Source organism: Pseudogemmobacter sp. TB195, assembly GCF_058313095.1.
Window position 1 is genome coordinate 1 of sequence record NZ_JBZEGG010000141.1, and the last position, 617, is coordinate 617.

A 617-nucleotide genomic window follows, 5' to 3' on the forward strand; every position below is an offset into this window, starting at 1 on the left:
GATCAGCGCCAGGCCGATGGCCGCCGCGAGATGACTTTTCCCACCACCTGGCGGGCCAAACATCAGCACGTTGGCGCCCTTGGCCAGCCAGCTGTCTCCGGCGGCCATGGCCATGACCTGCGCCTTTGAGATCATGGGCACGGCCTCGAAGGCGAAAGTGTCCAGGGTCTTTCCGGGCGGCAGATGCGCCTCGGCCAGGTGACGCTGGATCCTGCGGCTGGCGCGCTCGGCCAGTTCATGTTCGGCGATGGCGGCAAGGAAGCGCGCGGCGGGCCATCCTTCCTGATCGGCCGTTTCGGCGAACCGGGGCCAGAGGGTCTTGATGGTGGGCAGGCGCAACTCGTTAAGCATGATGCCGAGGCGGGCCTCGTCGATGGGATGCGCGCTCTTCATGCGACCTCTCCCATACAGGCGTTGGCGACCAGCGCGTCATAGCTGTCGAGGGCGACAGGCAGCACCGAGATGGTGGGCAAATCGGCCGGGTCCGGACCGAACAGGCGACGCAGGATCATCGGGTCGGGCAGATCGCCCTTGTCCAGCAGCCTGTCCAGTTCCTCGCCCAGTTCACGCTCGCATCCGCGGTCATGTGCAAGGGCCAGCAGTTCGACGGTGATCTT

At 66.0% G+C, this 617-nt stretch carries 1 protein-coding gene and 1 pseudogene; both read right to left on the reverse strand.

Annotated features, from left to right (window positions below; all coding sequences use genetic code 11):
* On the reverse strand, positions 1–393 hold a 393-nt coding region (locus AC4FS3_RS29040; protein WP_491023424.1), incomplete at its 3' end, for an ATP-binding protein.
* Positions 390–617, reverse strand: a pseudogene (locus tag AC4FS3_RS29045) (hypothetical protein); the annotation flags it as partial. The pseudogene AC4FS3_RS29045 and the gene AC4FS3_RS29040, both read right to left, overlap by 4 nt.